21 protein-coding genes and 1 tRNA gene are annotated in these 24,779 nt (G+C 70.1%); 13 read left to right on the forward strand and 9 right to left on the reverse strand.

Going from position 1 to position 24,779, the window contains the following annotated elements; genetic code table 11:
- The first annotated feature begins 10 nt into the window (after positions 1–10).
- Positions 11–2,314, forward strand: a complete 2,304-nt coding sequence (locus ACFPAH_RS11545) for an SUMF1/EgtB/PvdO family nonheme iron enzyme (RefSeq protein WP_379744960.1) — start codon at positions 11–13, stop codon at positions 2,312–2,314.
- Positions 2,315–2,509: 195 nt separating this feature from the next.
- Here ACFPAH_RS11545 and ACFPAH_RS11550 read toward each other — a convergent pair whose 3' ends face one another.
- Positions 2,510–4,159, reverse strand: coding sequence for an FHA domain-containing protein (locus ACFPAH_RS11550; protein WP_379744963.1), 1,650 nt, complete (start codon positions 4,157–4,159; stop codon positions 2,510–2,512).
- Between the two features lie 95 nt (positions 4,160–4,254).
- Positions 4,255–5,211 (reverse strand): PP2C family protein-serine/threonine phosphatase, encoded by a 957-nt coding sequence (locus ACFPAH_RS11555; RefSeq protein ID WP_379744966.1) that lies wholly within the window; start codon positions 5,209–5,211, stop codon positions 4,255–4,257.
- Positions 5,212–5,282: 71 nt separating this feature from the next.
- Here ACFPAH_RS11555 and ACFPAH_RS11560 point away from each other — a divergent pair, with 71 nt between their 5' ends.
- A complete protein-coding gene (locus tag ACFPAH_RS11560; RefSeq protein ID WP_379744969.1) occupies positions 5,283–5,741 on the forward strand; it encodes a GNAT family N-acetyltransferase in 459 nt (152 codons plus the stop codon).
- A gap of 11 nt (positions 5,742–5,752) precedes the next feature.
- Here the strand turns inward: ACFPAH_RS11560 and ACFPAH_RS11565 are convergent, their stop codons facing one another.
- The 5 genes from ACFPAH_RS11565 to ACFPAH_RS11585 all read right to left on the reverse strand — a co-directional run bounded on the left by ACFPAH_RS11565 (position 5,753) and on the right by ACFPAH_RS11585 (position 11,752).
- A complete protein-coding gene (locus ACFPAH_RS11565) occupies positions 5,753–6,202 on the reverse strand; it encodes an SH3 domain-containing protein (protein WP_379744972.1) in 450 nt (149 codons plus the stop codon).
- Between the two features lie 5 nt (positions 6,203–6,207).
- The gene (locus ACFPAH_RS11570) at positions 6,208–7,785 is read right to left on the reverse strand and encodes a hypothetical protein (RefSeq protein ID WP_379744975.1); all 1,578 of its coding nucleotides are present in this window, start codon (positions 7,783–7,785) and stop codon (positions 6,208–6,210) included.
- A 3-nt stretch (positions 7,786–7,788) separates the two neighbouring features.
- On the reverse strand, positions 7,789–10,137 hold the full coding sequence (locus ACFPAH_RS11575; protein ID WP_379744978.1) for an FtsW/RodA/SpoVE family cell cycle protein: 2,349 nt from the start codon (positions 10,135–10,137) through the stop codon (positions 7,789–7,791).
- Complete coding sequence (locus ACFPAH_RS11580; protein WP_379744981.1) at positions 10,137–11,108, reverse strand: protein kinase domain-containing protein; 972 nt, start codon at positions 11,106–11,108, stop codon at positions 10,137–10,139. Before ACFPAH_RS11580 ends, ACFPAH_RS11575 begins: the two co-directional genes overlap by 1 nt.
- A gap of 149 nt (positions 11,109–11,257) precedes the next feature.
- Entirely contained in the window at positions 11,258–11,752 is a 495-nt protein-coding gene (locus tag ACFPAH_RS11585) for a glycine zipper domain-containing protein (RefSeq protein ID WP_379744984.1), read from the reverse strand.
- A gap of 208 nt (positions 11,753–11,960) precedes the next feature.
- Between ACFPAH_RS11585 and ACFPAH_RS11590 the strand changes: the two genes are divergently transcribed.
- The 3 genes from ACFPAH_RS11590 (at position 11,961) to ACFPAH_RS11600 (ending at position 15,595) form a co-directional block, all read left to right on the forward strand.
- A complete protein-coding gene (locus ACFPAH_RS11590) occupies positions 11,961–13,109 on the forward strand; it encodes a metallophosphoesterase (RefSeq protein ID WP_379744987.1) in 1,149 nt (382 codons plus the stop codon).
- Between the two features lie 119 nt (positions 13,110–13,228).
- Positions 13,229–14,659, forward strand: coding sequence for a M20/M25/M40 family metallo-hydrolase (locus tag ACFPAH_RS11595; protein ID WP_379744989.1), 1,431 nt, complete (start codon positions 13,229–13,231; stop codon positions 14,657–14,659).
- 198 nt (positions 14,660–14,857) lie between these two features.
- Positions 14,858–15,595, forward strand: a complete 738-nt coding sequence (locus tag ACFPAH_RS11600; protein WP_379744992.1) for a type 1 glutamine amidotransferase domain-containing protein — start codon at positions 14,858–14,860, stop codon at positions 15,593–15,595.
- An 88-nt stretch (positions 15,596–15,683) separates the two neighbouring features.
- Here the strand turns inward: ACFPAH_RS11600 and ACFPAH_RS11605 are convergent, their stop codons facing one another.
- Positions 15,684–16,055 (reverse strand): DUF1566 domain-containing protein, encoded by a 372-nt coding sequence (locus ACFPAH_RS11605; RefSeq protein ID WP_379744995.1) that lies wholly within the window; start codon positions 16,053–16,055, stop codon positions 15,684–15,686.
- A 232-nt stretch (positions 16,056–16,287) separates the two neighbouring features.
- Between ACFPAH_RS11605 and ACFPAH_RS11610 the strand changes: the two genes are divergently transcribed.
- From ACFPAH_RS11610 to ACFPAH_RS11620, 3 genes are all read left to right on the forward strand, one after another.
- Entirely contained in the window at positions 16,288–17,478 is a 1,191-nt protein-coding gene (locus ACFPAH_RS11610) for a right-handed parallel beta-helix repeat-containing protein (protein ID WP_379744998.1), read from the forward strand.
- 339 nt (positions 17,479–17,817) lie between these two features.
- Positions 17,818–19,215 (forward strand): DUF4214 domain-containing protein, encoded by a 1,398-nt coding sequence (locus ACFPAH_RS11615; protein ID WP_379745001.1) that lies wholly within the window; start codon positions 17,818–17,820, stop codon positions 19,213–19,215.
- Between the two features lie 550 nt (positions 19,216–19,765).
- Entirely contained in the window at positions 19,766–19,948 is a 183-nt protein-coding gene (locus tag ACFPAH_RS11620) for a hypothetical protein (RefSeq protein ID WP_379745004.1), read from the forward strand.
- Between the two features lie 45 nt (positions 19,949–19,993).
- Here ACFPAH_RS11620 and ACFPAH_RS11625 read toward each other — a convergent pair whose 3' ends face one another.
- Entirely contained in the window at positions 19,994–20,674 is a 681-nt protein-coding gene (locus ACFPAH_RS11625) for an SOS response-associated peptidase (protein ID WP_379745007.1), read from the reverse strand.
- Positions 20,675–20,773: 99 nt separating this feature from the next.
- Between ACFPAH_RS11625 and ACFPAH_RS11630 the strand changes: the two genes are divergently transcribed.
- The 5 genes from ACFPAH_RS11630 to ACFPAH_RS11650 all read left to right on the forward strand — a co-directional run bounded on the left by ACFPAH_RS11630 (position 20,774) and on the right by ACFPAH_RS11650 (position 24,662).
- The gene (locus tag ACFPAH_RS11630) at positions 20,774–21,178 is read left to right on the forward strand and encodes a hypothetical protein (protein ID WP_379745010.1); all 405 of its coding nucleotides are present in this window, start codon (positions 20,774–20,776) and stop codon (positions 21,176–21,178) included.
- A 34-nt stretch (positions 21,179–21,212) separates the two neighbouring features.
- Positions 21,213–21,410 carry a hypothetical protein gene (locus ACFPAH_RS11635; protein WP_379745013.1) on the forward strand — a complete coding sequence of 66 codons (198 nt, stop codon included), beginning with the start codon at positions 21,213–21,215 and terminating at the stop codon, positions 21,408–21,410.
- A 241-nt stretch (positions 21,411–21,651) separates the two neighbouring features.
- Entirely contained in the window at positions 21,652–22,440 is a 789-nt protein-coding gene (locus tag ACFPAH_RS11640; RefSeq protein WP_379745016.1) for a TorF family putative porin, read from the forward strand.
- A 15-nt stretch (positions 22,441–22,455) separates the two neighbouring features.
- A complete protein-coding gene (locus tag ACFPAH_RS11645) occupies positions 22,456–24,483 on the forward strand; it encodes a methyl-accepting chemotaxis protein (RefSeq protein ID WP_379745019.1) in 2,028 nt (675 codons plus the stop codon).
- 94 nt (positions 24,484–24,577) lie between these two features.
- A tRNA-Leu gene (locus tag ACFPAH_RS11650) sits at positions 24,578–24,662 on the forward strand.
- The last annotated feature ends 117 nt before the right edge of the window (positions 24,663–24,779 follow it).

Raw genomic sequence — 24,779 nt, forward strand, 5'->3', positions numbered from 1 at the left:
GCCGGGACCGATGCCGACCGCCATCGACCAGATCCGCGAACTGCGCGCGCTGCACCAGGACGGCCTGCTGAGCGGGGAGGAATTCGAGCGCCGCAAGAACGCGATCCTGGATGCGGCCCACGTCCCGCCGGCGGCGCGCACCGCCACGGCGGCCGCGCGCGGCACCGAGCTCGGGCTGATGCAGGGACAGCAGGTCGGCCCGGCGCATCGCCGCTACCGGCTCGAGCGCCTGATCGCGTCCGGCGCCATGGGCCAGGTCTGGCAGGCGACCGACCTCGCTACCCACGCCGAACTGGGCCACAGCGCCCAGGTGGCGCTCAAGATCCTGTTCCCCGAGCTGACCGCAAGCAGCAGCCACGCCAGGCTGCTGGTGCAGGAAGCGACGCGCGCGCGGCGCCTGGCGCACGAGCACATCGTGCGGGTCTACGATTGGGCGCAGGACCCGGCGACGGCAAGCTATTTCGTCATCATGGAATGCCTGGAGGGCGAAGACCTCGACAGCCTGCTGGCGCGCGAGGGGACGCTGCCCCTGGCGCGGGTGCTGGCGCTGCTGGCGCCGGTCGGCGCCGCGCTCGATTATGCCTGGGACAGGCACGGGCTGGTGCACCGCGACCTCAAGCCGGCCAACGTCTTCCTGACTGCGCGCGGCGAGGTCAAGCTGCTCGACTTCGGCATCGCCGCGCGGGCGCGCGCCGGCACCCGGCCGCCGCCGCGTGTAGCCGATGTGCCGGAAGCGCCCGCGCGCGCGGGCACGCCGGGCTACCGGGCGCCGGAAGCCGGCACGCCCGGCAGCATGCCGGCGCGCAGCCTGGACGTGTACGCGGTGGCGGCAATGGTCCACCAGATGCTGAGCGGGCAGGCGCCCGGCGCCGGGGACGGCGTCGCGCGCCCGGCCGGGCTGGGCGACGACCAGTGGCAGGCGCTGCGCGCGGGCCTGGCCGAGGACCCTGCGCTGCGCCCGGAGAGCGTCGGCGAGTTGCTGGGCAGGCTGGCCCGGCCCGCCGCCGAACCGGCGGGCGACGGCAATATGCCGGACCCGGCGCCGCCCGCAAGCGACACGGCACCGGCTGCAACCGATACGGGGCCGCCCGCAACCGATACGGCACCGGCCGCAACCGACACGGCACCAGCCGCCGCGGGCGCACAGGAACCGGATGCAGGGGAAGCGGACGCGCCGTTGCCGGTCCAGGCCGCGGCGGCGGCCGCCCGTGCCGCCGCCGTGCGCCTGCTGCGCGAGCAGGAAAGGCGCGCGCGCCTGGCCGGCGAGCCGGCGCGGCGCCAGCGGCGCGAAGCGCTGCGCGAACAACTGGCGGCGCGCCGTGCCGAAGAGGTGGCAAAGGCGCAGGCGGCGCAGGAGGAAGCGCAACGCAAGGCGCAGCTGGCCAGGGCGGCCGCAGCCTATCTCGCCGAGCAGGAACGCGCGCGTGAGCAGCCCACGCCGCCTGCCTTGCCCGCGCTGCCTGCTGCACAGGAGGCGGCGCCGCATTTGCTGCGCGACCGTTTCCGCGACGGCGCCGGCGCCGGGCCGGAGCTGGTGCTGGTCAAGGCCGGCCGTTTCCAGATGGGCTCGCCCGAGCACGAGCGCAAGGTCGCGCTGGCCGCCGGCGCCCGCCCGAACTGGCTGGCGCGCGAAACCCCGCAGCGCTGGGTCGGCATCGAACGGCCTTTCGCGCTCGGGCGCTATCCGGTCACGGTCGGCGAATGGCGCGCCTTTGCCGACGCCAGCGGCTGGCGGCCGGGCGGCGCGGTCGACTGGGCCGCGCCCGGTTTCGCGCAGGACGACAGCCATCCGGTGGTCGGCGTGTCCTGGGACGACGCCCAGGCCTACCTGGCCTGGCTCTCCGGGCGCACCGGCGCGCGCTACCGCCTGCCGAGCGAGGCCGAGTGGGAGTACGCCTGCCGCGCCGGCACCCGGACGGCCTTCAGTTTCGGCGACGCCATCGACACCAGCCTGGCCAACTACGACGGCAACTTCGCATGGAACGGCGGCCCGCGCGGCGCCTGCCGGGGCGGCACCACGCCGGTCACCAGGTTCCCGCCGAATCCCTGGGGCCTGCACGACATGCACGGCAACGTCTGGGAATGGGTGCAGGACCGGATGCACGACGACTACGCAGGCGCGCCCTGCGACGGCAGCGCCTGGGAAGAGGGCGGCGACCGCGTTCGCCGCGTGCTGCGCGGCGGCTGCTGGCTGTACAGTCCGCACTACCTGCGCTCGGCCCTGCGCAACGCGTTCTCGGCCGCGATGTCGAACGATATCGTGGGCTTCCGGGTCGCACGCGACCTGCCGGTGGAGGCAGGCGACGTTTCGTGAGGGTCATTTCCCAAGGCTAGCGTGCGCAGATCGGCGCGCGCCAGGAGTAGGCTGGAGTCTTCGAGCGGGCTGTCGCCTGCGCTCGAAAGGACTCGCCATGAAACTCCCTGAAGAGCTGCGCATTCCCGCCATCGTGTTCGGGCTGCAAGCGGCGCTGATTGCGGGAATCTCGCTGATTTTCCTGCTGATGCGCCACTAGCGGGCCGGTGGCGGTAGCCGGCTCTGGCCGGCATTCAAGCGCTGCGTGCTCGCGGCCGCGGCGGCGGGCGCGCGCATGGCCACGCGGCGATCGGCGCGCTTGTCCGTGCGCTGCTCGAGGCACTGGTCTTCGAGGCGGTTCGCGGGGTGGTGCGCGCGGTGATCGGCGCGGTGATCCGGATACGCTTGCGCGACAAAGTGCAGCAGCCGCGGCCAGCCCGGCGGCGCAGCGGGCAGGCGCGCCGGCGACAGCGGCGTGGCGGCGGCGTCGGCATGCTGGCGCTGCCAGAAGCCGCCGTTGCGGTGGAACAGCAGCGGCAGGGCGGGCGCATGCAGGCGGCCGGTATCTCCCGGGTCGCACTCGGGGTCGAGCAGGCAGAAGGCTTCGTCGTCCATGCCTGCGTCGAGCCGGCGCAGGATGATGCCGTTCGGTAGCAACTCGCCGACTTCGAGCAGCACCACGCCGGGGATACTGGCCGTCAGTTCGATGCGCATGCCTGTGCGCAGCAGCAGCGGCGCATGCTTGCCGGGCCAGGCGCCGTCGGCCAGCAGGCCGTAGCGCGACACGTCCTCGATCTCGTAGCCCTCGCGCCCGCGCCGGATCAGCGCGTGGCGCGCCGAAATGCGCCGCGTCAGGCCATCGCGTTCCGGCTCCCCTGCGCGCCAGTGCATCAACAGCAGGTCGGCCCCGCGGGCGCCGGGCTCGAAGCGCCCGAGGACGCATTCGTCGAGCGCGAACAGGCGCAGGTGGCGTACCGGCCGCGCGGAACCCGGCGCATATGCCGCCGTCTCGAACACGAGGCAGGCGCTGCTGGCCGGGCAAGGGTGGGGCTCGGCCGGCGCCGGCGCGGCCCGCGGTAAACCCTGCAGTAACGCTTGCGGCTGGTCCAGTTCAAGGAGTTCTTCGTCCCAGGCGATGCTGGCCAGGCCGAGATCGATCTTGCCCGCGCCGGCGTCCAGGTCGAGGTGGGCGATGCCGGCATTGTCGGCCTGGACGTCGACATCGACGCTGCCGCCGCCCACGCGCGCCCGGACCCGCGCGATCGAGGCGTCGGTGGCACTCACGCGCACGTTCTTGTGGGTGGCCAGGAAGGTCTGGTGGATCTCGTGCAGGCCGGCATCCGGCCGGGGCGCGAGCACCAGCAAGGTCGCGCCCCAGGTACGCCCGGCCGGCCGGCTGTAGAGTTCGAGTTCGATGCGGTACTGGCCGTGCTCCAGGCCGCGCGAGGAAAATTCGAGGAAGACCGGCAGCCATTCGCCGCGCGCGGTACTCGCGAAGCTATGCTGGCCGCCGCCGTCGAGCCGCAGGCGCGAAGCGGCGAGCAGGGTCAGCTCGGCCGGGCAATCGGCCGGCATGCCGCGCAGCTCCAGCTTGAGCAGCTGGCGCCCGCCGGCGGCGCGCGGGTCGAAACCGCTGACATGCAGGTGGGCACGCTCGACGGGCAGGGCCGCGGGGGCGAGCGGCGCGGCGCCGGGGGCGGGCGCATGGTCGAGCGCAAGCTCAGGTCGAAGCTCAGGTAGAAGCTCAGGCGCAAGCTCAGGCGGAAGCGCCGCCGCCGGCTGGGCGTGGCCGTGCGCGCAAGACGATTCCCCTGGCACCACCCAGACGGTGCAGTGCGGATGCTCGGGATGGCGGCAACGGTTCATCAATGGCAGGCCTCGTGGACCCCCCAAGCTTACGCGGATTCGCCCAGCCGTGGCGCGCGCCATTGTCTTTCAGGCACGATATTTCCGACTGTAAATTACGGACTCTGCGGCAGTGCCGTTTCGTCGCGTCCGGGGTGGCGCAGGCGCAGGGCGATCGCAGTCAGGTTGTCTGGCTGCAAGCCGGACGGCGGCTGCGTTTCCATCGCGCCGAACAGGGCTTCGATGGCGCCGGCCGCGCCCTGCTGCGCCAGCAACTGCGGCCAGCGGCCGACGAAGCGGGCCGGGTCGGCGCAGGACCAGAAGCCGTCGGTGGCCAGCAGGTAGAGGGCGTCGTCACGCAGCGCGAGCGCGCGGCGGTCGGGCAGGGCGCGCAGCCAGGGCGGCAGGATCTCCGGGGTCAGCGCGAACAGGCCGTCGTCCAGGTGCGCCGGATCGGTAAAGGTGTTGCCGAGAATGAAGGCCTGGGCGATCTGCGAACCGTGGCGCCCGTGCACCTGGCGCCGCCAGTCGTCTTCCCCGATCAGCCCGGCGGTGGCGAGGACGGTGGCGGGCACGTGGTCCACGCTCAGCGCCAGCGCGCCGCCGGGCGTGATTTCGTACAGGCGCGAGTCGCCGGCATGCCAGAGCAGGGCGCCCGCGCTGCCGGGCGCGGGGAGTTCGAGCAGGGTCAGCGTGGTGCCGGGGCGCGCCGGGTCGTCGAGGAGGTCGAAGTGCCGCTGGAGTTCGCCGTGCAGGCGCTCGAGGTGGCGTGAGAGCGTGTCGACGTCGTGGCAGGCCGGAATCGCCAGCAGGCCGGCCGCCGCCGCTTCCGCCGCTTCGCGGCCGTGTCCGTGCCCGCCCATGCCGTCGAGCACGGCAAGACGTACGTGTCCCGGCGGCCAGCCGGGGATGGCGCGCGTCTGCGGCAGGCCGTCGACCAGGCAGGCCGCATTGCCGCCGGCGTCGATGAGGACGCAGTTGTCCTGGTTCTCGGCGCGCATCATGGGCCCGGCGCCGAGCGCGCTGCGCGCCGCGACGTCCAGCCAGGGACCGAAGTTCAGGTGTTCGAACATGAGCTCGGCAAATCTTGATCGGAGCTTCCATCATATGGTAGCTTGGCGTTTTGGCAAAGCGCGCGCGAACGATGATCATCCGCCCCTGCGAAGACCCCGACCTGCCCGCCATGGCGCGCCTGTTTCGCGCCAGCGCCCTCGAGTTCATCGTGCACGAGTCGCCGCGCGAGGGGGCCTGTACTTTCCTGCGCGAGAACGACGAGGCCGGCCTGCGTGCTTACGTGCGCAGCGGCCACGCCTACCATGTGGCGCTCGAAGAAGACGAGCTCGCCGGCTTCATCGCCATCCGCAACAACGACCACCTGTTCCACCTGTTCGTCGACCGCCGCTGGCACCGCCAGGGGCTGGCGCGCAGGCTGTGGGAGGTCGCGCGCAGCGCTGCGATCGAGCGCGGCGGCAGCGGCAGCTTCACCGTCAATGCGTCGAGCTACGCGGTGCCGGTCTACGAGGCCTTCGGCTTCGAGCGCACCGGGCCGCTGCAGTGCGTGAAGGGGCTGACGGTCAACCCGATGCGCTTTACTGCGCGCTAGGTCTGTCAACATCAGCGGCCTTCGTCCGCGCGGCGCAGCCACAGGCTGCTGGCCCAGCCTTCGACGGACTGTCCGTCCAGCTGCGCGCGCACCTGCCACCAGTCGCCCTCGCGCGCGCCGGTCGCCGTGACCACCGAACCGGGCGCCAGCACCGTCACGCGGCGCGCGCCGACCCCGTGCTGGGCGCGCAGGTTGAGGGCGTCGGCGACCCGGTAGCTGCGCCCGGGCAGGGGCTTCTCGATTCCTGCCGCCGCCGATGCCTGCAGCGGCCGCGGGCCGCCCGCCGGCCCGGCGATCCACCACAGCGCGCCGCCGATGATGCCGGTGCCGAGTAACAGCACCGCGAGCGCGCGCGCGTTCGGGCGGCGCCACCAGGCGGGCGGCGTCAGGCGCGCGGCCAGCGCCAGCGTCGCCAGCAGCGCGGCGCCGAGGCAGGCCATCGCCACGAATGGGGCCGGCATGCCGCCTACGCCTCGACGCGCAGCACGTAATGCCCGGCCACGAGGTGGTGACCGTTCGGCACCAGGTAGGGCGCATCGGGCCCGGCCGCCTCGATCGCCGCCACGAAGCCGAGCTGCCCGTCGAGGTGGTACAGGGCCTGGGTGGGCGAGGCGCGGGCGACGCGCCAGCCCTCGGGCGTGGCCTCGAAGGCGAAGGCGTTGCGCGAGAGCCCGAGGCGGTCGGCCCCGCCCAGGTCGACCCCGTCGGGCCCGCGCAGGCAGGTCGCGGCATCGAGCACGCGCAGCCCGGCCAGCATGGGCGCCGCGCGCCCGAAAGCATGGCGGGTGCCGGCCAGCACCGGCAGGCTCGGGGCTTGCGGCAGGCAGACCAGGGCGCAGTAGCGCTCGGCCATCGCCGGCGCCGGGGCCAGCACCCGCAGGTCGACGCCGTCGAGCGGGGCGAAGCGGTTCGGCACCGCGATGCGCTGGCGGCCGTCCTTGGTGATCGCGACCACCTCGTCGGCTTCGTCGGCGGCAAAGCCGATCAGGCAATCCTCGTCCAGCGCCCCGGCAGCCAGGTCGCGGCCGATCCCGAATTCGACGGCCGCCGCGCCGGTCTCGCGATAGCGCGAGAGGCGCGGCAGGGCGATCGCGGCCAGCGCGACCCGCTGGCGCGCCACCGGGGCATAGGTGGCGTCGGGCGCGCCCTGCGCCGGCGGCTGGGCGCGCGGGCGCTGCATGGCCGGCACGGCGGTCAGCTCGGCTTCGGCCGGCGTGCGCGCGCGGGTTTTCCACACGGCCGCGGCACGCGGCGCGGCAGCGGCTGCGGGTGCGGGAGCGGCTGCCCTGGCCGGCGCGCTTGCCGGCGCCGGTGCGACCCGCAACAGCAGGCGCGCCGAGGTAGCCGACGCGGCCTCGGCAGCGGCAGGCTGCCTGGCGCGGATCGTGTAATAGCCGCTGGCGGCGTCGAAGCTGCAGTCGAGGGCTTCCTTGGGACGCACCTGCACGTCGAGCGGCGCGCCTGGGCCGTCGTTGATGAGGACGACCACGGCATCCGGCGCGAACGGCCATCCGGGGACGGCATGGGTGGCCAGCGCGCCGTCCCGGCCGAGCACGGTCAGGCGCTGGTTCGGGTAGACCGGGCAGACCGGCTGCCAGATCGCACTGTCGCGCGAGACGCTGACCGTGTACTGCACCTGTTCGCCCGGCGCAGGCAGGTAGACCGCGTGGCCGAACTTGACCTCCACGTGGCCGGGATCGAGGTGCTCGGAACCGAGCACGTGATAGCGCACCTCGTCGCTGCCCAGCAGGTCGCCGAAATCCTTCTGGTGCAGCGCCTGCAGCGTCTGCGCCAGGTCGCGCACGCGGGCGCCGCGGGTCAGGTGGCGGTCGTCGTCCACCTCGTCCTGGGGCAGCACCAGCGTCACGTGGGAGAAGCAGCGGGTCGCGGCGCGGCCGCGCTGCTCGCGCGGCGCGCGCTCGAGCAGGTCGCGCAGCAGCGGGCGGCGGTTGAACAGCGCCAGGCCCGGCGCCTGCCAGATGGCTTCGGCGTTGAACACGTCGCTGACGCGACTCAAGGTTTGGTGTTGGACGTAGACCGGCATGATTCAGTTCTCCTCGATGGTGTTGGCGCCCGCGGCAGCAAACGCTAGCAGGGGGAAGATGAAAAACAGGAGGTGCGAGCCGCCCGCGGACAGGAAGCTCATCGGCTGGCCCATGATCGGGAAAAACGCGAGGTTGGTTCCCCAGGACAGCAGGAAGTGGCCGAACAGGAAGGCAGCGCCGCCGCACAGCGCAAAGCAGCGAAAGCGCCCGCTACAGGCGTGGCGGAAGTCGCGCGCCAGCACGCCTTGCTGCCAGGCGCGCAGCGCGGCATGCAGCAGCGCCCACAGCAGCAGCGCCTGCAGCGTCCAGAGCCCGAGTCCCGCGGCCAGCCCGTGCCGCTGTAGCAGGAAGGAGGGCGCGAAATCGTCCTGCACCGCGGGAATCGCGAGCGCCTCCCGCGCGCCCTGACCCAGCGCCGCCAGTCCCAGCAGGCCGTCGGCCCCGAACCAGCCGCCGCCCGCGATCGCGGCCGCGCCCAGCAGCAGTTGCTGCCCGGTGTGCGGGTGGGCCGCCGGATCGAGCCAGATGCCGAAGCGCTCGCCATAGAACTGCCACTCGTTGGCCGTCTCGATCCCGGCGCCGCGCAGCACGGCCAGTCCCGCCAGGCAGGCGCAGCCGAGCGCGGCGACCGCCAGCGCCGGACCGGCGCGGCGCGCGGCGAAGGCCCAGGCCAGCAGCATGGCTGCGCCCCAGGCCAGCAGCAGGATCAGCGGCGAATAATCGTCGACCTGGACCAGGGCTACGCCGAGCAGGACGACGAACAGCAGGGCCGGTGCGGCGACGCGTAGCCACCCCAGCCAGCCCAGCAGCGTGCCGGCGCCGCTGCCGCTGCCGGGGCCGGCGCGCCCGCGGCCGATGCCCAGCCCGAGCGCGATGCAGTGGGCCGCCAGCATGCACAGGGCCAGCTTGGCGAACTCGACCGGCTGCAGGTCGAACACGCCGGTCTCGTCGCCCCAGGCGACCTGCGCCAGCAAGGCCGCCAGCGCGCATCCGGCCAGTAGCAGGAGCAGCGCTTCGGTCCGGGCCTGGGCCAGCGGGGCGAGGCGTGCGGCGCGGCGCAGCGCCGCATTAGCGAAGGCGCCGGCGCATCCCATGCCGAGCGCGGTGGCGCAGGCGGTTTTCTGGAAGTGGCGCAGCCAGGAACTGTCGGGCGCGCCCAGGCCCAGTTCCAGTTGCAGCAGCAGGCCTGCCGCGAGCAGCAGCACGCCGGCCTGCAGCACGGCGCCGGCGCGCCAGGCCAGCCCGTACCACAGCGCCGCCCAGCACAGCAGCAGCGACCAGGCGACGCCGGGCGCCATGCCGGCGCGCTGGGCCAGCAGCAGGAGCAGGCCGGCGCTGGCCAGCGCTAGGCCGGCGCCGCAGTGCGCGGCAGCGGCCCGGCCGCGCGCGGCCAGGCTGCGCCATGCCAGCGCACAGCCCAGCACGGCGGCGGCCAGCGCGGCAAGGACAAACGGCCAGGCTGCAAGCGGCCAGGCCCAGGCCGCGCGCCGTTCCCAGGTCCAGCGCACGCCGTCCGGCAGCGCTGGGAATGCGAGCGGCGCCGGCGCCAGCGCGACCCGGCTGCGCGGCTGCAGCCGCAGCACGCCGCCGCCGGCGTCGAGACCGAGGTCCATCCGGGTGCGGGCGACGGTGAGGGCGCGCACGCCCTCGAGCGGCTGCTCGGCCAGCGCGAGTTCGAAGGGCATGCCGCCCTGCTCGACGAGCAGCGGCGTGCGCGCAGCCGCCGCCACGGATAGCACAGGCGCGCCGTCGGCGAACCGCAGGGATGCGCTGCCGGGCGCGGCATGCGGGTTGCCGATCCGGGTGCCGCAATCGAGGCTGCCGCCGAACAGCAGCGGGCGCTCGAGGGCAAGCGCCCGCGGCAGCCAGCGGTTCCAGGCGCCGGCCAGGCGCGCGCCCGGACCGTCGCCGGGGCAGGCGGCGAGCGGGGCGCCGTCGCGCCACAGCGTCGCGCCGTCGTAGCGCCAGCGCTGGGCGCCGTCACCGAAACGCAGGGCCTGGCCGTCGATCGCTTCGACTGTATAGCGCGCGGCGCCGAGCTGGAAGCGGCCGCCCGCCTGCAGCGCGAGCGTGCCGCTGCGCAGCAGGCCGCCGGCGCGCTCGAAGCGCAGGGGAGCGGCGCCGCCGGCTGCCCACCAGCGTCCGGCGGCGTCGCGGCGCATGCGCAGCTCGGCGGCCTGCGCGGCCACGCCCAGCTCGGCGCCGCCCAGTGCGATGGCGGCGCCGGGCGCGAGCCGGATCTCGATGCGCTGCGGCAGCCAGGCCGGCGGGCTGCGCCAGACGGCCAGGGCCTGCAGGGCGCACAGCGCCAGCAGCAGGGCGCAGGCGGCGAGGCGGCCGGCGGCGCGCATCAGGCAGCCCTCCGGCAGTGCGCGCCGCCTTGCGCTGCTGCGCCGATCAGGCGGCTGATCTCGAGCGCATGGCGCGGGCGCTCTTCGCGGCGGCCGGCGAGCAGGGCGCGCAGCAGCGCCAGGGCGGCGCGCGGATCGCCCTCGGCGCCGGCGGCGCAGGCCAGGAAGTGCGCCTCCTCGTCCGGCGCCAGCACCGCGGGCAGGGCGCCGGCGCCGGCACTGCGGAGCCGGGTGGCCGCGCCGGCGCCGTGCGCGCGCCAGGCCTCGCGGCAGGCGCTGGCGTAGCGCAGGGTAGCGCCGTTGGTGACGAGATAGAAGAAGATGGCGCCGAGCGCGAAATAATCGGTGCGCGCATCGGTCAGGAAGCCGCCGGACGGGGCCGGGAAGAACTGTTCGGGCGCCTGCCAGCTCGCGGTGCCCGCATACGAGTGCGCGGCGGCGTCGAGCAGGCTGCGGTTGGTGCCGAAGTCGGCGAGCTTGAGGCTGCCGCTGGCCTTGTCGAGCAAGAGGTTGGCGGGCTTGAGGTCGAGGTAGCGCCAGCCGTGCTGGTGGACTTTCGCGAGGGCGCCATTGACCTGGGCCAGCCAGAGCAGGCACTGGCCCAGGCCGATGCGCCGGCCGCTGGCCGCCTGCGCCGCCATGTGCGCGGCCAGGTCGCCGTCGAGCAATTCGAGGGCGATGGCCGGCAGGCCCTGGTGCAGGCCGTGGTCGAGCAGGCGCACGATATGGCGCGCGTCCCAGGGGGCGAGCCGGGACAGGAAGGCGATCTCGCGTTCGGCGCAGGCGCGCCAGTGCCCGCGCAGGGCCGGCTCGGCGCGCGCCATCTGGTCGCGGTTGACCAGCTTGAGCGCGACCGCGCCGAGACCGTCGCGCTCGGCGCGCCAGACCACGCCGTAGGCGGACGCGGCCAGTTGCTCGCGCAGCCGGTAGTGGCCGCCCGCCAGTGTCACGATGTCGCCGCTGTGCTCCATGCTTCCCCCGTCGATGCGGCACAGGCGCCGCTGCCCGGGTCTAGCGGAGGGAGACGGGAAAACCGGCGCAAAGGGAAGGCGCTGTCGCGGCCACAAATAAAAAGCCGCGTCGGGGACGCGGCTTTCAGGTGGAGGGGTGTGCGCCCGGATCAGCGGCGATAGCCGTCGTGATAGTAGCCCGGGTGGCCACGGTCGCCGTAGCCGCGATCGTAGTCGCGATAGCCGCGGTCGTAGTCACGGCCGTGACCGCGGTGACGAGGGGCAACATACACGACCTCCGGCTGGCGGTAGTAGCGCGGCGCCTCGACGTAGACCGGACGCGGCTGGACATACACCGGGCGTGGCTGGACATACACCGGACGCGGCTGGACGTAGACCGGACGTGGCTGGACGTACACCTGGTTATACCCGTAGCCGCGGTTGTCGTAATGGCGACGGTCGTTGTGGCCGCCGATCGAATTGCCGACGGCCGCGCCGAGGACGCCACCGACGACCGCGCCGCCGCTACCGCCTGCACTGTGGCCGATTGCTGCGCCGAGCACCGCGCCGACCGCCGTATTGACGCCACGGTCGCCAGCGAATGCCGAGGGCGAGACGGCAACGGCGGCCAGGATCACCGCACCAAAGCATTTTTTGTTCAACATGGCTCTTCCTTTTTGCCTCAACGAGGATCGGGATGATCACTGTGACGCCAGGGCATGGATGAACTATATCCAAGCCCGCGCATCGACTCATCTGCTAATACAGATTATTACAAGTGGTACCGGGCCTGTAACAATGCCCTTGCAGTCCGCCGGGCCCGCCCCATCTTGTTTCGGCTACCCATCCCAGGTTCCTCCAGGTCCCTTTTATATGCCAGCCCGCCGCAAGCTGTTCGTCGTCTTTTCCCTGCACCTCCTGCTGCACGTTTATCTCGGCCTGCGCCTGCTGCCCGACATCGGCATGCAGCGCCCCGGCCTGCTGGTCCTGACGGCGCTCATGCTGGTGTCGACCCTGCTGCTGGTGCCGGTCGGGCTGATGTCGTCCTCGTTGCGCCGGCGCCGCTGGTCCGAGCAGCTCGGCTGGCTGGGCCTGGTGGCGATGGGCCTGTTTTCCTCCTTCTTCGTGCTCGCCGTCCTGCGCGACCTCGTCCTGCTGCTGGCCTGGCTGGGCGGTGTCGCCGGTGCGGGGCTGGCCCACTGGAGCGCCGTTGCGGTGCCGCTGCTGGCGCTGGCCGTGACCGTGATCGGCTTCGTCAACGCGCGCCGCGTGGCGCGCGTGGTGCGGGTCGACGTGCCGATCGCCGGCCTGCCCGAGGCGCTGCATGGCTATGCGATCGCCCAGATATCCGACATCCACGTCGGCCCGACCATCAAGCGGCCCTACCTGAACGCCATCGTCAACCGCGTCAACGCCTTGCAGGCCGATGCGATCGCCGTCACCGGCGACCTGGTCGACGGCAGCGTGCAGCGCCTGGCCGTGCATACCGAGCCGCTGGGGCGCCTGTCGGCCCCGGACGGCGCCTTCTTCGTGACCGGCAACCACGAATACTATTCCGGTGCCGAAGAGTGGATCGCCGAAGTGCGCCGCCTCGGCTTGACGGTGCTGCTCAACGGGCACGTGCTGCGCCGGCGCGGCGCGGCCTCGCTGGTGATCGCCGGCGTCGCCGACTATTCGGCCCACCACTTCAACCCGGCCCACCGCAGCGACCCGCGCGCCGCGCTCGCCGGTGCGCCCGCGGACGCGGCGGTCAGGATCCTGCTCGCGCACCAGCCGCGCAGCGCCCCGGCCGCCCTCGATGCCGGCTTCGACCTGCAGCTGTCGGGCCACACCCACGGCGGCCAGTTCTTCCCCTGGAACCTGTTCGTGCCCTTGCAGCAACCTTTCGTGTCCGGGCTGCACCGGGTCCAGCGCCTGTGGGTGTACACCAGCCGCGGCACCGGCTACTGGGGGCCGCCGAAGCGTTTCGGGGCACCGTCGGAAATCACCCTGCTGCGCCTGGTGCAGGCCCCGCGCGCCTAGCTGCGCGCGCATGGCGGGCGGGGACGCCCCGGCCTGCCGCCCCGGTGTTGTAAAGACAGCCAAATCTTGCCGATTGCGCTATCGTTCTATTTCCACAAACCATCGAAGGAACAGAACGCATGATCCGCTTCCGTCAACACGCGCTCGGCCTGGCTGCCGCCACGCTCTTCATCGGCACCGCCGGGGCCGCCAGCCCCGGCAACGACCCGGCCGCGCTCGCCAAGATCCGCGACACCGCCATGGCGAGCGATTACGCCTGGGAGCGGATGGCGGACATGACCGACCTGATCGGCCCGCGCCTGTCCGGCTCGCCTGGCGCGGCCGCGGCCGTGACCCAGGTGGCCGAGGCCATGCGCAAGCTCGGCGCGAAAGTGACGCTGCAGCCGGTCAAGGTGCCGCACTGGGTGCGCGGCATCGAAACGGGCGAACTGGTCGAGTACCGCGGCCGGCCGGCCGGCATCACCCAGCGCGTCGTGCTGACCGCCCTCGGCGGCTCCGGCGCCACCCCGGCCGAAGGCCTGAGCGCCCAGGTGATCGTGGTCTCCAGTTTCGACGAACTCAAGGCCCGGGCGCAGGAAGTGAAGGGGCGCATCGTGCTGTTCGACGTGCCTTTCGACCAGGGCATGGCCGAGCGCGGGCTGGCCGGCCAGGCCTACGGCCAGGGATCGAACTACCGTTCCAACGGCCCGCGCATGGCGGCCGAGATGGGCGCGGCGGCGGCGCTGGTGCGCTCGGTCGGCGGCGCCAACTACCGCCTGCCGCATACCGGCAACACCGGCCTGCAGGACGGCGCGCGCATTCCGGCCGCGGCCGTCTCGGTCGAGGACGCGCTGCTGATGCGGCGCCTGTCGCAACGCGGCCCGCTGACCATGCGCCTGGTGCTGACGCCGCAAAACCTGCCGGATGCCGACAGCTACAACGTGATCGCCGACTGGCCCGGCACCGACAAGGCGGGCGAGGTCGTGATCGTCTCCGGCCACCTCGATTCCTGGGACCTGGCCACCGGCGCGCACGACGACGCCTCGGGCGTGGCCAGCGCCATGGCCGTGTTCGATACCCTAAAGAAGCTCGATTACCGGCCGCGCCGCACGATCCGCATGATCGCCTGGATGAACGAGGAAAACGGCACCCGCGGGGCACGCACCTACCTGGAGGCGAATACGGCGAATGCCGACAAGCATATCGGCGCGATCGAGAGCGACAACGGCGCCGGACGCCCGTTCGGCCTGCGCGCCAGCGTGCCGGCGAGCTCGAGCCGCCTGTTTGCGCCGCTGCAGGCAGCGCTGCACCCGATCGGCGCCGGGCTGTTCCGGCGCGAGGATGCGCTCTCGACCGGCGACCTGTCCGGCCTCGAGCGCGCGGGCGTGCCAAGCTTCGCGCCGCTGCTCGATACCGCCACCTATTTCGACTACCACCATACGGCCGCCGACACGCTCGACAAGGTCGATCCTGACAACCTGCGCCGCCATGTCGCCGTGATGACGGCCACCGCCTGGTTCCTGGCCAATGTCGAGGAGCCGATCGGGCGCGCCAGCGTGCCGCCACGGTAATCCCCGGGGGAGGGGAGCGGCGCTGCCGCTCCGCCCCAGGCGCCGCCGCCATGGCGGCGGCGTTTTCGCGACGTTTTCGCTGCGCCATCCATGCTGCGCGCTGCAGCTGCGAACCGTACGCGGCCTCGCTGGCCGTTTCGGTAGACTTCCCGCTCACATCGCTCAACGGAGGACACCATGGCAGGACGACGGAAACTGATGGGACAACGCATTGCCGTGCTGGCGGCGGACGGCTTCGAGAAAGTGGAACTGACGGCGCCGGTGGCGGCGCTGCGCACGGCGGGCGCGCAAGTGGACACCATCTCCCTGCGCTCAGGAAAGATTCGCGGGATGAACCTGCACATGCCGGCCGAGCTGATCCCGGTCGACTTCACCGTGGACGAGGTCAGCGCGCGCGACTACGACGGCTTGCTGATCCCGGGCGGCTACATGAATCCCGACCTGCTGCGCCAGTCCTCGGAGGCGCGCGACTTCGTGCGCGCCTTCGACCTGGCCGGCAAGCCGATCGCCACCCTGTGCCACGGACCCTGGGTGCTGGCGTCCTGCGGCTTGCTCTCCGGCCGCACGCTCACTTCCTGGCCCGGCGTGCGCGACGACATGGTGCATGCCGGCGCAAGCTGGCTCGACCAGGAGGTAGTGCGCGACGGCAATCTCGTGACGAGCCGCGGTCCACAGGACATGCTGCCTTTCGTGCGTGAGATGGTCGCCCTGTATGCGGGCGAGGCGGGCAGCCGCCGTGCGCAGCGACGCCGCCATTCGGACCCGCAGCGCGAGCGCCCGGCCGCCGCTACCGAGGCGGCGATGCGCTGGATGCCGCGCCCATCGCTCGGCACGGTGCTCAGCCTGGCCTTGCTGGGCGTCGGCGTGATGGCGGCACAGCGCAACCGGAGTGGCGAGCAGTTGTCGGCGACGCAAGCGCGTTCGGCATCGATGTAAGAGAACGGCGGCCCCGGGCAATCCGGGGCCGCTTGCATGATCCTGTCGCGCGCCGGTGTCCGCCGGCGCCGCCCCATGCCCCGCCGACTCACTCGATGGCGACCCGCCGGACGGCGCGCGCATGGCCGCGGAACGGACGCCCGTACACCGTCTGGATGCCGCTGGCAAAATTCGCACCCCACACCAGCTGGGCCCGCGTCTCGTGCGGCTCGGACGACCAATACCATTCGCGCGCGAACTGCTCGCGCAGGTTGGCGAACAGCAGGGAGAGCTCGCGCCGGTTCGGCAGTTCGCCGCCCTGCGCAATAGCCCAGTCGAGCGCCCCGGGCCAGCTGACGTCGGCCGCATCGCCGGGCAGCAGGATCAGGTGGTGGTCGGGCGCACCGTCCTTGCCGAGGATGATGCCGGCGTAGTGCTCGCCTTCTTTCAGCGTTTCTCGTAGTTGCATATAAATGCCCATCGGGGTCTCCGCGCAGAGATTGCGTTATTTGGTCATACGGTAAGACACCGGCCTCGGCTCCTTAGTTGCCGCTTCAAACACGATATAGATCAGAACGCTGTTCGATTTCTACGAAAGAAACGATCTTGCTTCTTTATTACTCGGGGAAAATTTACACGCAAAAAGATTGAACTAAGGAAGTTTCCTACCCTCAAAGGTAACGTATTCACTTTTTACCTCAGGAAATTTCCGCATGATCAAACAAGCCTTCGCAGTCCGTACCAACGCCATCTTCCGTGCCGTCGCCGTTCTTGCGCTGGCTACCGTTGCCGCCGGCGCCAGCGCCCAGACGTCCGCCACCCCTGGCGTGATGAGCAGCGCCACCGTCCCCGCGACCCCTTATAACTATTATGTGTCGCCGACCGGTTCCGACACCGCCGCCGGCACCAAGGCAGCACCGTTCAAGACCCTGGCGCGCGCCGCGAAGGCCGCTACCCGTCCGGGCACCACCGTCTTCGTTGCGCCCGGCACCTACGCCGGCGGCTTCAAGACCACCGCCAGCGGCACGGCAAGCAGCCGCATCTACTGGGTCTCGACCACGAAGTGGGGCGCGAAGATCGTGCCGCCAGCGAGCTCGACCAACAAGACGGCCTGGGACAACCGCGGCAACTACGTCAGCATCATCGGCTTCGAGGTCGACGGTTCCAAGCTCGGTTCGGGCACCAAGTGGACGCTCGGCATCTACACCGGCGGCTCCTACAACGTCATCGAAGGCAACCGCGTGCACCACCTGGCCAACACGATCGCCTGCAGCAGCGCCGGCGGTTCGGCCATCGGCGTGGACAGCTATTACAGGGGCGTCATGACCGACGTCATCGGCAACGTCGTGCACGACATCGGCCCGGCCGGCTGCACCTATGTCCAGGGCATCTATGTCAGCACCTCGGGCACGATCAAGAACAACGTCGTCTACCGCGTCGGCTCGGCCGCCATCCACCTGTGGCACGATGCGACCAACGTCAAGATCATCAACAACACGGTGAGCTCGTCGGTCTTCGGCATCATCGTCGGCGGCGGCGACTTCTACTTCACCACCGCGGGCGCCAACAACGTCCACGTGCACAACAACATCGTGTACGACAACAAGTACGGCATTTCGGAGCAGGGCAAGACCGGCACCGGCAACACCTACAAGAACAACCTGGTGTTCAAGAACACGACCTATAACTGGCAGCTGCGCAATGGCCTGCAGCACAGCGGCACGATCACCTCCGATCCGCTGCTGGCCGGCTACTCGCGTACCGCCGCCTTCCCCAACTTCAAGCCGAGCACCAGCTCGCCCGTGATCGGCCGCGGCATCGCGACCTACGCGCACCCGACCGACATCGACGGCCGTCCGCGTAACGCCAGCACCGGCTACGACATGGGTGCATACCAGCACTAAGCAGCAGTACCAGGCACGGCCGCAGTACCCGGGCCGGCTTGAGGAACACCCGCGCAGCCGCAAGGCGCGCGGGTTTTTTTACGCCTGCCGGGATCGGCTGCGCGTGCCGTACCGGCGCGCCGATGTGATCGCGGAGGGCGCCCGTGGGGCAAAGGCCGGCCCGGCGAGTGCGCCGTGGGGTGGGCGCCGATTTAACAATGTCGATGTTCCATATCCACGCGGAAAAATGGCTTAAGCACTTGATACTACAAAGAAATTTTTTCCGAAAAACATTGAACTTAAGAAGTTTCCTGCGCTCAAAGGTTACGTAATTCAACTTTTACATTAGGAAATATCTGCATGAAAAAGCACGCTACGACCGTCCTCCGCCTCAACCCAGTGAGCCGCGCTACCGCAGCCGCCTTGTTCGCCCTGTGCGCCGTTTCCGCAGCGAACGCTGCCCAGGCAGCCGACAGCTTTGCCATGAGTGGCTACACCGCTGCGGCAGTCACTGCGGGCGCTTCGGCGACCCAACAGGTTACCGAGCTGTACCGTGAGTTGTTGAAGCGTGAGCCGGACGCCGGCGGCTTGGCATTCTGGACGAATGCGATGGCCAACGGTGTCACGATCGAGCAGGTTGAAAAAGGTTTCCGCGAGAGCAACGAATACCGCGCGCTGAATGCCGGCGGCCTCGCCGCCACCCCAACCACCCCGTATAACTATTATGTGTCGCCGAACGGTTCCGACACCGCCGCCGGCACCAAGGCAGCACCGTTCAAGACCCTGGCGCGCGCCGCGAAGGCCGCTACCCGTCCGGGCACCACCGTCTTCGTTGCGCCCGGCACCTACGCCGGTGGCTTCAAGACCACCGCCAGCGGCACGGCAAGCAGCCGCATCTACTGGGTCTCGACCACGAAGTGGGGCGCGAAGATCGTGCCGCCAGCGAGCTCGACCAACAAGACGGCCTGGGACAACCGCGGCAACTACGTCAGCATCATCGGCTTCGAGGTCGACGGTTCCAAGCTCGGTTCGGGCACCAAGTGGACGCTCGGCATCTACACCGGCGGCTCCTACAACGTCATCGAAGGCAACCGCGTGCACCACCTGGCCAACACGATCGCCTGCAGCAGCGCCGGCGGTTCGGCCATCGGCGTCGACAGCTATTACAAGGGCGTCATGGGCGACGTCATCGGCAACGTCGTGCACGACATCGGCCCGGCCGGCTGCACCTACGTCCAGGGCATCTATGTCAGCACCTCGGGCACGATCAAGAACAACGTCGTCTACCGCGTCGGCTCGGCCGCCATCCACCTGTGGCACGATGCGACCAACGTCAAGATCATCAACAACACGGTGAGCTCGTCGGTCTTCGGCATCATCGTCGGCGGTGGCGACTACTACTTCACCAGCGGCGGCGCCAACAACGTCCACGTCCACAACAACATCGTGTACGACAACAAGTACGGCATTTCGGAGCAGGGCAAGACCGGCACCGGCAACACCTACAAGAACAACCTGGTGTTCAAGAACACGACCTATAACTGGCAGCTGCGCAATGGCCTGCAGCACAGCGGCACGATCACCTCCGATCCGCTGCTGGCCGGCTACTCGCGTACCGCCGCCTTCCCCAACTTCAAGCCGAGCACCAGCTCGCCCGTGATCGGCCGCGGCATCGCGACCTACGCGCACCCGACCGACATCGACGGCCGTCCGCGTAACGCCAGCACCGGTTACGACCTGGGCGCCTACCAGCACTAAACAGCAGGCCAGGCAGTGCGCCTGTCATGACCGGCCCCGGCCGGTCGAGCCCGCGCAGCCGCAAGGCGCGCGGGCTTCTTTACGCCTGCTCGCCCCGACGGTGTCGACAGATGGGATTTCGTGGTTTTGACACGCCGCAAATGCGCTGTTCAAATGCGTGTTGATCTGTCAACGGCTTCGTGTAGAATCAATTCTTTCAGGATGCGAACCGGGACCGGTGTCCCGGCGGCCAGGCATTGCCGGCACCCGCATCCGATCGAATACGGTACCTGGCATGTCGCGCATCGAGCAACAGAAGTCGTTCAGTTTCACGTCCTTTCACGGCGCGACCCCGGTTGGCGCCGTTTTCTTTTGTGTACGCACGGACAATTGCGTTTACACTCGGCAAGGAAGGGCCGCCCCAGGCGCCGGTTGCCGCAGCGCTGACCGCGCCGCTTGCCGCTCCCATCCCTGTTGAGCCGCACGAACGCGGCCCTCTCCCGAACGACCGGTTGCCGCGCAGCGGCGCGCCAGCCATTTTTAACTTCGTCAGTGTGAAAGAAAACCTACGATGGACAGTGTAGAAACCAAGCGCAAACAGGCGCCGGAACAGCCTTCCGCCGAGGGGCCACGGCGGCCGCGCCGCCGTATCGCCAAGCAGATCCTGGAACGCGGACGCCGCCTGCGCAGCCGCGTGGGGGTGTTCATCGGCGTGTCGATGGGACTCGTTGCGCTGCTGACGGTCATGGACTGATGACGGCCGGCCCGGCGGGCCGCGCGCGACCCGGCAGAGGCGGGATCATTCCGGCATCGGCAGGGCCATTTGCGGACTGTTGGCGCCGGCACGGTTGACCTCGGGCGTCACCTTGAACCACTCAAAGGCCTCGGGCGGCAGGGCGGCGCGGCGCGCCAGTTCGAGCGCGCCTTCGGGCGGCAGCGCGGGGTCGAGCCAGAGGGCGGCATCGGCGGCATCGAGCACGACCGGGCGCCGGTCATGGATGTCGAGCATGCCTTCGCCGGCGTCGTCGGTGACCAGCACGAAGCCGGCCTCGGCACGGTTTTCCGTGAAGCTGCCGAAGTTCGCCAGCGCCAGCATGAACAGCGGCGCGCGGTCCTTGCGATGGATGTGCCAGGGCTGCTTCTTGCCCTTTTCGCCGGTCCATTCGTACCAGCCTTCGGCCGGGACCACCGCGCGTCCGTTCTTCAGCAGCCGGCTCCAGTAACGGTTGGTCAGTTTGTCGAGGCGGGCATTGATGGTGATCGGCACTTTGCCTTCCGCCCATTTTGCGCGGTAGCTCCAGAACACGTCGTCGATGCGCCGCTCGCCGTCCTGGATGTGCATGACGGGACGATAGGTGCCTGGCGACACGTTAAATGCAGGCACGGATTCGCTGTCGTACTGGGCATCGGCCCAGCCGAAGACGCTCGCGTAATAGCGTGCCGTTTGGCTTTGGTCAAATCGTCCACACATGAAAGGCATGGTACTGCAAAACAGCCAGCCGCACGATTGGCTGGGCGGGCAGGGCGGCGGAGTAGCCAGAATGTTATCCTGCACACTGGAAAACTTGGAGGATGCGACATGGCGGCAGGCTGGCTCAAGATGTTAAAGGCGGTTCCCTGGAGCGAAGTCATCGCGGCTGCGCCGCAGGTGGCGGGCAGCGCGCGCAGGTTGTGGGAAACGGTAGGACGCCGCGGCGTGCCGGAACCGGGCTTCGACCTGGGCGAAGCGATGGCGCACGCCCCCATCGACGAAGACCTGGCGATCCTCGCCGCCCGCATCGAGCAGCAGGATGCCACCATCGTCCAGTTGCACGGGCAGGTGCGCGAAGCGTCGAAACTGATCACCGAGCTGGCCGACCAGAACGCCCAGCTGATCGCGCGCATCGAGGCCGCGCGCGAACGCATGACGACGATCGGGCTGGTCGCAGCCGGTTCGGCCCTGCTCTCCGTGATTTCGCTGGCGCTGGTGCTGGCACGTACCTGATCGCTTGTTTGGTCGCTTATTTGGTCGCTTATCAATGAAATTTGTCCTGGTCCTGTTCGGCACCTTCGTCTTCATCGCGATGCTGATGAATAACAGCCGCAAGCGCGGCATGCTCAACGAGGACGCCAACAAGGCCGTGACCGGCCTGGCCACGGCAATGCGCTATTTCCTGTACGGCTTGCTCGCGATCGGCGCGGCCGTCTGCGCGGTGCTGATCTACCAGGGCAGCTGAAGCCGGGGCGGCACGCCCCGCACCCCGCGCGCCTTTCCTGCCTACCCCCGACGCTCCCCGCCTGCTCGGGCGCAACCATGTAAACCGTTGCGCCAAAGACGCATTTGTTAAAAACAGCGCGTGTTCCATTACAAAAAGTAGGATATATCCTACCGGCAAGCTAAAATTCCGTAGAGAAACCTCAGCGGAATGATTTCCTTGCGCCTGCCGTCCGGCAGCCCTTCACAGCGTCCGATCCAACATGTCCATTACCCTCGCGCGGCGCCTGCCGCTGGCCTGTCTCATGCTGCTTGCATGGCCACATGCACATGCCCAGCAAGCCCCCGACCCATCCACCGCACCGGCCTGGAGCGCCAACGCCACCGTCGCGACCCAGTACGTGTCGCGCGGCTTTCGCCAGACCTGGGGCAAACCTGCGCTGCAGGCCGGCCTCGACCTGGTCCACCCGAGCGGCTGGTCGGCCGGCACCTGGGTGTCGAACGTGAGCGACCGCTACGTCGAAAACGGCTCGATCGAGTGGGACCTCTACGGCGGCTATGGCGGCACGGCCGGCCCGGTCGGCTACAGCCTGGTCTATTTGTTCTACCGCTATCCCGGGGCGCGCATCGGCGCCACCGGCACCCGTTACGACTACGCCGAGCTCTCGGCCGGCCTGAGCTATCGCTGGGCTTACGTGAAGCTCAACCGGACCATGACGCGCGACTTCTTCGGCATCGCCGGCGCGCGCGGGACCACCTATCTCGACGCGGGCGCCAACATCCCGGTCGGCAAGGCCACGCTCAACCTGCACGCGGGCGAGGGCCGGGTGGCGGGGGCCGGCAACGCGGCGTGGGACTGGCACGACCTCAAGCTCGGCCTCAGCTATCCGGTGGCCGAGGGCTGGAGCCTGGCCGCCGCCTGGACGCGCGCCTGGGGCGCGACCGGCGCCTACGATCATTACACCACCGGCGTGCCCGACGCGGCGGGCCGCGTGGCCTATTCGAATCCGGCAAAGGGCAGCGCCGTGCTGTCCCTGACCCGCAGTTTTTAACGACGGAGACCATCGATGAACCAACCCCATGCAGCGCCAGCCGGCAGTTCCACGCGGCGTTTCGGGCTTTCCCTCAATACCCGCATCAGCCTGACCGCCACCGCCCTGGTGCTGCTCAGCCTTGGGATTACCTCGGTGGTGATCGGCTACAAGGGCAGCGCCGCGTCGGAAGAGGCGGCCATGCAGCTGGCCCATACCGCGGCGCGCGAATCGGCCAACGTGCTGCAGGGGCGCATGGGCGTGAGCCTCAAGACGGTCGAGGTCCTGGCCGGCGGCGTGGAAGCCACGACCGGCAACGGCACCGTCCTGGAACGCGCGCAGCTGGGCGAGATCACGCGCGCGACCCTGCTCGGCAACGCCGACCTGGTCGGTTCGATGGTGGCGATGGAGCCGAATGCGCTCGACGGCAAGGATGCCGAGTACGCGGGCCAGAAACCCGAATTCGACGACACCGGGCGCTACATGCCGTACTGGACCCGCACGGCGCAGGGCGGGGTGCGCGTCGAGCCGATCCAGATGACGGGCGTGGCCGCGACCGACAGCTGGTATGACGTCCCGAAGTCGACCGGCAAGCGCTTCTTCAGCGAACCGTATCCCTACCCGATCAACGGCAAGGAAACCATGATCGCGTCGCTGGTGGTGCCGATCATGATCGGCGGCCAGTTCAAGGGCGTCTCCACCGGCGACTTCAGGCTGTCCGAGATGGCGACCATCCTTGCCGGCATGAAGCCGATCGAAGGCGGGACGCTGGCGCTGGTGTCGAACGGCGGCATCTATGCCACCCATCCGGATGCCGCGCGCGCCGGCAAGAAGGCCGACGATATCCCGGCCGCCGGCCTGGAAAGAATCCGCGCGGGCAAGGAGTACGAGTTCGTCGACGGGCAGGGCAATGTGCGCCTGCTGCAGCCGCTGCAACTGCACCCGGACATCGCGCCCTGGGCCGTGCAGCTGAGCTTCCCGCGCGAGGTCGCGACCGCTCCAGCGCGCGAGCTGATGGTGTATTCGGCGCTGGCCTCAGGCATCTGCGCGCTGCTGGCCGCGCTGGTCATGGTGCTGGTGCTGTACCGCCTGATGCGCCCGGTGCGCACGCTGGCCGCGGCGATGACCGGCCTGGCCGGCGGCAACGCCGACCTCAGCGCGCGCCTGGAAGTGCGCGGCAAGGACGAACTGGCGACCATTGCCATCGGTTTCAACAGTTTCGTCGGCAAGATCCAGGACGTGCTGGCGCGCGTGCGCGCCAGTTCCGACAGCGTTGCCGAGGCCAGCCTCGAAATCCGCCAGGGCAATGCCAACCTGTCCGAGCGCACCGAGCAGCAGGCCAGCGCGCTCGAGGAAACCGCGGCGTCGATGGAAGAACTGACCACGACCGTGCGCCAGAATGCCGACAACGCCCGCCAGGCCAACCAGATGGCCGTCTCGGCGTCCAGCGTCGCGCAGCGCGGCGGCGAGGTGGTGTCCCAGGTGGTCGACACCATGGCCTCGATCGAGGCCTCCTCGCGCCAGGTGGTCGAGATCATCGGCGTCATCGACGGCATCGCCTTCCAGACCAATATCCTCGCCCTGAACGCGGCGGTGGAGGCAGCGCGCGCCGGCGAGCAGGGCCGCGGCTTCGCCGTGGTGGCGACCGAGGTGCGCAACCTGGCGCAGCGCAGCGCGGCGGCGGCCAAGGAAATCAAGGCCCTGATCGGCGACTCGGTCGACAAGGTCGGCATGGGTTCGATGCTCGTCGCCGAAGCGGGCCAGACCATGCAGCAGGTGGTCGACAGCGTGCGCCGCGTGACCGACATCGTCAGCGAGATCAGCGCCGCCAGCGCCGAGCAGAGCACGGGCATAGGCCAGGTCAACCAGGCCATCGTCCAGATGGATGCGACCACCCAGCAAAACGCCGCCCTGGTCGAAGAGGCGGCCGCCGCCACCGAGAGCCTGCAGCAGCAGGCGACGACGCTGGTCGGGCTGGTCGGGCAGTTCAGGCTCGAGGCCGAAGGCGCCACCCGTCCCGCGCTGGCGCAGGCGCGCCGTCCGGCACTGGCCGCGCCGCACTGAACCCGGGGAAGGGCGCCGGCTGCTGCCCGGCGCGCTTGCCGAAAGCTCAACTGGCAACACGGCAGCGCGCGCACGTAGTACAATCCGGGCCGGCGCGGGCATGGCGAAATTGGTAGACGCATCAGACTTAAAATCTGCCGCCGTGAGGCGTGCCGGTTCGATTCCGGCTGCCCGCACCACGATTGCTTGCTCCTGCATCGCTGCAGCGAGCCCCCGGCGAGGCGCCCAGCCTCGCTTTGGAGCGCCTGACAAAACCGCCATGGCCGCGTTGCAGCGCCTCGTCGTACCCTCGTACC

It is taken from the genome of Massilia sp. GCM10023247 (genome assembly GCF_042653325.1).
GTDB lineage: Bacteria > Pseudomonadota > Gammaproteobacteria > Burkholderiales > Burkholderiaceae_D > Telluria.